We start from the raw sequence: 4,939 nt of genomic DNA on the forward strand, positions 1-4,939 counted from the left end.
GGGGCGGGGCCTTGCTGCGCGCCATCCGCGCCATCGGCCCCCTCCTCCACGGCGCGCGCGGGGTCCTCCGGGGGCGCGAACAGGGCGGCGAGCTGCTCGGGCGCCACGCGCCGCATCAGGTGCTGGTAGGGCGCGATGGCCTGCACCGCATGCTCCGCATTCCACTGCCGCATGCTCACCCCGAGAAAATCCTGCACGGCGTCGGCCAGTCCGGGCAACACGGGCGCCAGGTAGCGCGTGAGCTCGGCAAAGGCGTTCATCAGCACCGAGCACACCTGGTGCAGCGCCGGGTCGTTGGCCGCGTCGCGGGCCAGGTCCCAGGGCTTGTTCTGGTCCGCGTAGGCGTTCACCCGGTCGGCGAGCAGCATGATCTCGCGCGTGGCCTTGCCGTATTCGCGGGCCTCGTACATCCGGGCGATGGCGTCGCGCGCGCCCCGCACGTCGGCCAGCAGGGCCGCGCCGGGGGCGCCGAAGTCGCCCGTCAACCGGCCGTCGAAGCGCCGGCTCAGAAAGCCCGCAGCACGGCTCGCGATGTTCACGTATTTGCCGATCAGGTCGCTGTTCACGCGGGCCATGAAGTCTTCCGCGGTGAAGTCGATGTCCTCGTTGCGCGCCGAGAGCTTGGCCGCGAGGTAGTAGCGCAGCCACTCGGCGTCCATTCCCAGGCGCAGGTACTTGAGCGGGTCCAGCCCCGTTCCACGGCTCTTGCTCATCTTCTCGCCGTTCACCGTGAGAAAGCCGTGCACGAATACGTTGTCCGGCGTCTTGCGGCCGCTCAGGTGCAGCATCGCGGGCCAGAACAGGGTGTGGAAGGTGACGATGTCCTTGCCGATGAAGTGGTACTGCTCCAGCGCCGGGTCGGCCATGTAGGCGTCAAAGCTCTCGCCGCGCCGCTCCAGCAGGTTCTGCAGCGACGCGAGGTAGCCCACGGGGGCGTCGAGCCAGACGTAGAAATACTTGCCCGGCGCGTCGGGAATCTCGATTCCGAAATAGGGCGCGTCGCGGCTGATGTCCCAATCGCCCAGGCCCTCGCTGCGGCTGCCGTCCGGGAGGCTGCGCACGCTGAACCATTCCCGGACCTTGTTCGCCACCTCGGGTTGCAGCCTGCCGTCCTGCGTCCATTTCTCCAGGAACTCCACGCAGCGCGGGTCGGAGAGCTTGAAGAAGAAATGCTCCGAGTCCCTGAGTTCGGGCCGGGCGCCGGAGAGCGCCGAGAACGGGTCGATCAGGTCGGTGGGGGAATGGACCGCGCCGCAGACCTCGCAGTTGTCGCCGTACTGCGCCTTGGCGTGGCACCGGGGGCATTCGCCCTGGATGTAGCGGTCGGGCAGAAACATGTTCTTTTCGGGGTCGAAGAACTGCGCGATGCGGCGCACCTCGATCAGCGAGCCGTCGGCCCGGTCGCGCAGGTCGCGGTATATCTGGCGCGCGAGTGCGTGGTTCTCGGGCGCGTCGGTGCTGTACCAGTTGTCGAAGCCGATGTGAAAGCCGTCCAGGTACTGCTTGCGGCCGGCGGCGACGTCGGCGACGAACGCCTGCGGCGTCTTGCCCGCTTTTTCTGCGGCAATCATGATCGGCGCACCGTGCGTGTCGTCCGCGCCCACGAAGTTCACCGCGTGGCCCTGCATCCTCTGAAAACGCACCCAGATGTCGGCCTGTATGTACTCCATGATGTGGCCGATGTGGAAGCTGCCATTCGCATAAGGCAGCGCGGTGGTGACGAAGAGCTTGCGGGCGGGCGGCATGGGAGCGGTTTTCTCGGGCGGAGCCGGCGATTCTAGGCGAGGCGGCTGCGCGTCTGCCGCCTCACGCCGCCGCCCCGGCCCCGGTCAGAGACCGGGGGGACTGCCACATTCAGAGCCAGAGCTCGCCATGCGCCACATCCGACGCCTGCCCCACGAGGGACAGATGCATCCGCACTGCGGCGCCGGGGGCGGTGATGGTGCCGTCGGCGTCGAACCGTCCGCCATCGTTGATCTCGAAGTCCAGCCGCAGCAAGCGCTAGCTGGAGGGGAAAACCGGCTATCTCAAGGCGTGAAGCACAGCCGGTCCGGGCTGGAGAGCGTCCCGATCCTCAGTCGGGATTGAGCCAGTTCTTCAGGACGCTGTGAAACGGCAGGTCAAAGCGGCCGTAGAAGTCTTTTCCGGAGGAGGAGCTTACCGGGGGATCGATTTCCTCGAAAGGGTTCGACGACGGGGGGCGACAACGAGAGCTTCCGCCATACAACTGCCCCACCAGATAGCGGGAGCCGTCGATGGTATGGAACAAGCCCGAACCACTGCTGCCCGGCTCGGTGATGCCCTGATTCCAGGCGATGGAGAAGAACTTCCCGCTCTGCGCGTTGCTGGGGATGCAGTAGAAGGAGGACGATGTTATCGGCATGCACTGGTTGTATGCCGTGATGGTGCCGATGCTGAGCTTTTGCAGATCGCCCCTGGGATGGTGGACTCCGACGACATTCGAGGACAGGGGCACGACGCCAGCGTACGAGCCCGCGTAGACGCTGCCTTCCGGAGGTTGTGCATTCAGGCGCATGAAGGAAATATCCGTGGCGGCATCGTTGTGCAGCAGCGTGGCGCCGCCCGTGACGCGCTGCGTGCCCGCGTTCAGCGCCCCGCTGTTGCAGGCCGAGGCGTGATGGAACCAGTCGGTGGTCAGCGTGTCCGCCTCCGCCTGCGTGGAGATGCAGTGGTTGGCGCTCAGGAAATAGGGGATACCGCTTGAATCGACGTCGTTCAGCAAGGTGCCCGTGCACAGATAACTGGCTCCGTTCCTCACGTAGGTCATGAGCGCCACGGAGCGGCTCTCGTCGAGGTACTGGGCATTGCACGTCACATCGACGGTGCAACTGGCCCCATCCCCCAGAGCCTTGGCGACGGACGCTGTGTCCGTCCTGGAGGGCGATACGAAGAAATGCGAGAGCGTGGGAATGGCGAGATCCAGTTCTGCCAGATTCGCCCTGGCAGGCAGTTCCAGTTCCACCGTGGTTTCGGCGCCGCGAAAGTCGGGCACCCAATAGGTGCGCGCCGCGTCGCTGGTATCGCCCGCGGCCAGGTTGCGCTGCACCGTGCGCAGCACCTCGTCGCCCGAGACCTGAATCACGTCGGTGCCGGCTTGCGCATAGAAACGCAGCGTGGTGTTTGCCGGCAGACTGCGTACCAGCAGGCCCGGGCGCACGCCCCATGCGCCCTCTGAGGTAAAGCTGATGGATGCACGCTGCATGCCGCCCGGGGCGGGTTGCCAGCGCAGTTGCGCGCGCGTGCCCTGCGCGGTGGCCGTTGCAGCGAGGCTGCGCGGAACGCCAATCTGCCAGGGAATTGCTTGGTCGGCCGCCGCCGCTTGCGACTTCTTTTCCAGGCCTGACTCTTCATCCAGCGGGTCGAGCCGCACGGTCGTCGCCCGCACAAAACGGCTGCGCGGGAGCGCCGCTGGGGTCGTGGATTCGGCGGTGCTTCGTGGCCCCGTGTCGTGGGGTTCGATGCGGACGCTTGCCGCCGAGGTCGGGGCCGGGGCCGAGGCCGGGGCCGGGGCCGGGGCCGGGGCCGGATCACCATCGCTGCCGCCACAGGCGGCTAGCGTCAGCATGGCGAACAGGCCAGCGATTCTTATTGGAAAGCGAAACATGGGGCCGTCCTTTCTCTCTTTTTGCGGCAGATATGCGTTCTTGCGCACGGTGGATTGCCTGGGCAGATCCAGGCGTTCGCCCACTGCGGACAGTTTGCGGAAAGCCTGATTCATGCGCCCCGCCGCAACACCCAGGTCGCCTGGCATGGCCGTGCTGTGGATGTGGTTTGCCCCGGGGCTGGGCAAAAAATGCAACAGAAAATTATTATAAATGTAAATGTTTACAAAACTGCTGCGCAGCATGCGCCTCGCGCCGCCGCCCCGGCCAGAGACTGGGGGGACTGCCGCCTTCAGAGCCAGAGCTCGCCATGCGCCACGTCCGACGCCTGCCCCACAAGGGACAGCTGCATCCGCGCTGCGCGCCGGGGGCGGTGATGCTGCCGTCGGCCCGGCCATCGGCGTCGAACCGTCCGCCATCGTGGATCTCGAAGTCCAGCCGCAGCTGTCCACCCTCGCTCGCCATCTTGCCGCCGTAAGGCGCGCTGCTCAGGTTGGTCCAGGTGCCGGTGCTGTCCCGGAGCCAGTAGCCGTTCACGCCCAGCGCCGGGTCCAGATACAGGCTGAACTTCTCGCTGCTGCGGCCAGCGACCAGCGCCGCATCGAGGTTGAGCAGCCCGAGGGGCATCTCCATCCCCTTGGGTAATGGGGCGGGGGCGCCTTTTGCTCCAGGCGGGTAATGCGTGCGCCGCTGTCCGGGCTGACCTTGCCGTCCTGGCTGCCGACCACCAGGGTCACGTAGGTGCTGGCCGCACCTGCCGGCTTGCTTGCTCCGGTGGGGCTGCGCACGACGCTGGTCGATGCCACTGCCGCCTGCGCGCTGTCCCGGATGCCGTCTCCGTTGCCGTCGCCGGCCACGGGGGCTGCGCCAGCGGGGCCGAAAATGCCGGGGGTCTGGTCTTCGATGCTGCCGGGAATGCCGTCGCTGTCCGTGTCCTTGGTGTCCTTGTCCGTCGGGCTTGCCGGGGCTGAGGGGGACGGGGCCGATGGGGCTGACGAAGCCGGTGGGGCCGATGGGGCTGGACTCTGTGGTGCGGGTGTGCGGTTGTCTACCGCCATGGCCGAGAAAGTGGCCGCGTCGTTGCCGGCCGCGTCCTGCACGGCGTTGGCATCGTTGCCGGTCGTGGGGTCGGTGTAGGCGACGCTCACCGCCTGGCCATTGGCGACCGGGGTGGCCAGCGTCAGGCTCACGGTCTTGTCCTGCGCGTTCACCACGATGGCGGTGACGGCGGTGAGCACGTTATCGATGCGCACCGTGAAGGCCGTCGCGGACGGGATATGCGTCGCGTCCAGGCTGTTCCCTTCGGTGTAGCGCAG

The 4,939-nt window shown here is 67.0% G+C and carries 5 protein-coding genes; all 5 read right to left on the reverse strand.

Going from position 1 to position 4,939, the window contains the following annotated elements; all coding sequences use genetic code 11:
- The coding region (metG, locus tag VTU_RS28790) for a methionine--tRNA ligase (protein ID WP_010107688.1) at positions 1 to 1,745 on the reverse strand (1,745 nt) is incomplete at its 3' end.
- A 109-nt stretch (positions 1,746 to 1,854) separates the two neighbouring features.
- Positions 1,855 to 1,998, reverse strand: a complete 144-nt coding sequence (locus VTU_RS33955) for a hypothetical protein (RefSeq protein WP_010107689.1) — start codon at positions 1,996 to 1,998, stop codon at positions 1,855 to 1,857.
- A gap of 76 nt (positions 1,999 to 2,074) precedes the next feature.
- Entirely contained in the window at positions 2,075 to 3,739 is a 1,665-nt protein-coding gene (locus VTU_RS0119540) for a trypsin-like serine peptidase (RefSeq protein ID WP_236610807.1), read from the reverse strand.
- Positions 3,740 to 3,830: 91 nt separating this feature from the next.
- Entirely contained in the window at positions 3,831 to 4,250 is a 420-nt protein-coding gene (locus tag VTU_RS33960) for a choice-of-anchor U domain-containing protein (RefSeq protein ID WP_029554575.1), read from the reverse strand.
- The coding region (locus VTU_RS28795; RefSeq protein ID WP_040893362.1) for a SwmB domain-containing protein at positions 4,157 to 4,939 on the reverse strand (783 nt) is incomplete at its 5' end. The genes VTU_RS28795 and VTU_RS33960, both read right to left, overlap by 94 nt.

The sequence above is a fragment of the Verminephrobacter aporrectodeae subsp. tuberculatae At4 genome, assembly GCF_000193225.1.
In the GTDB taxonomy this organism is placed as follows: Bacteria; Pseudomonadota; Gammaproteobacteria; order Burkholderiales; family Burkholderiaceae_C; genus Acidovorax; species Acidovorax aporrectodeae.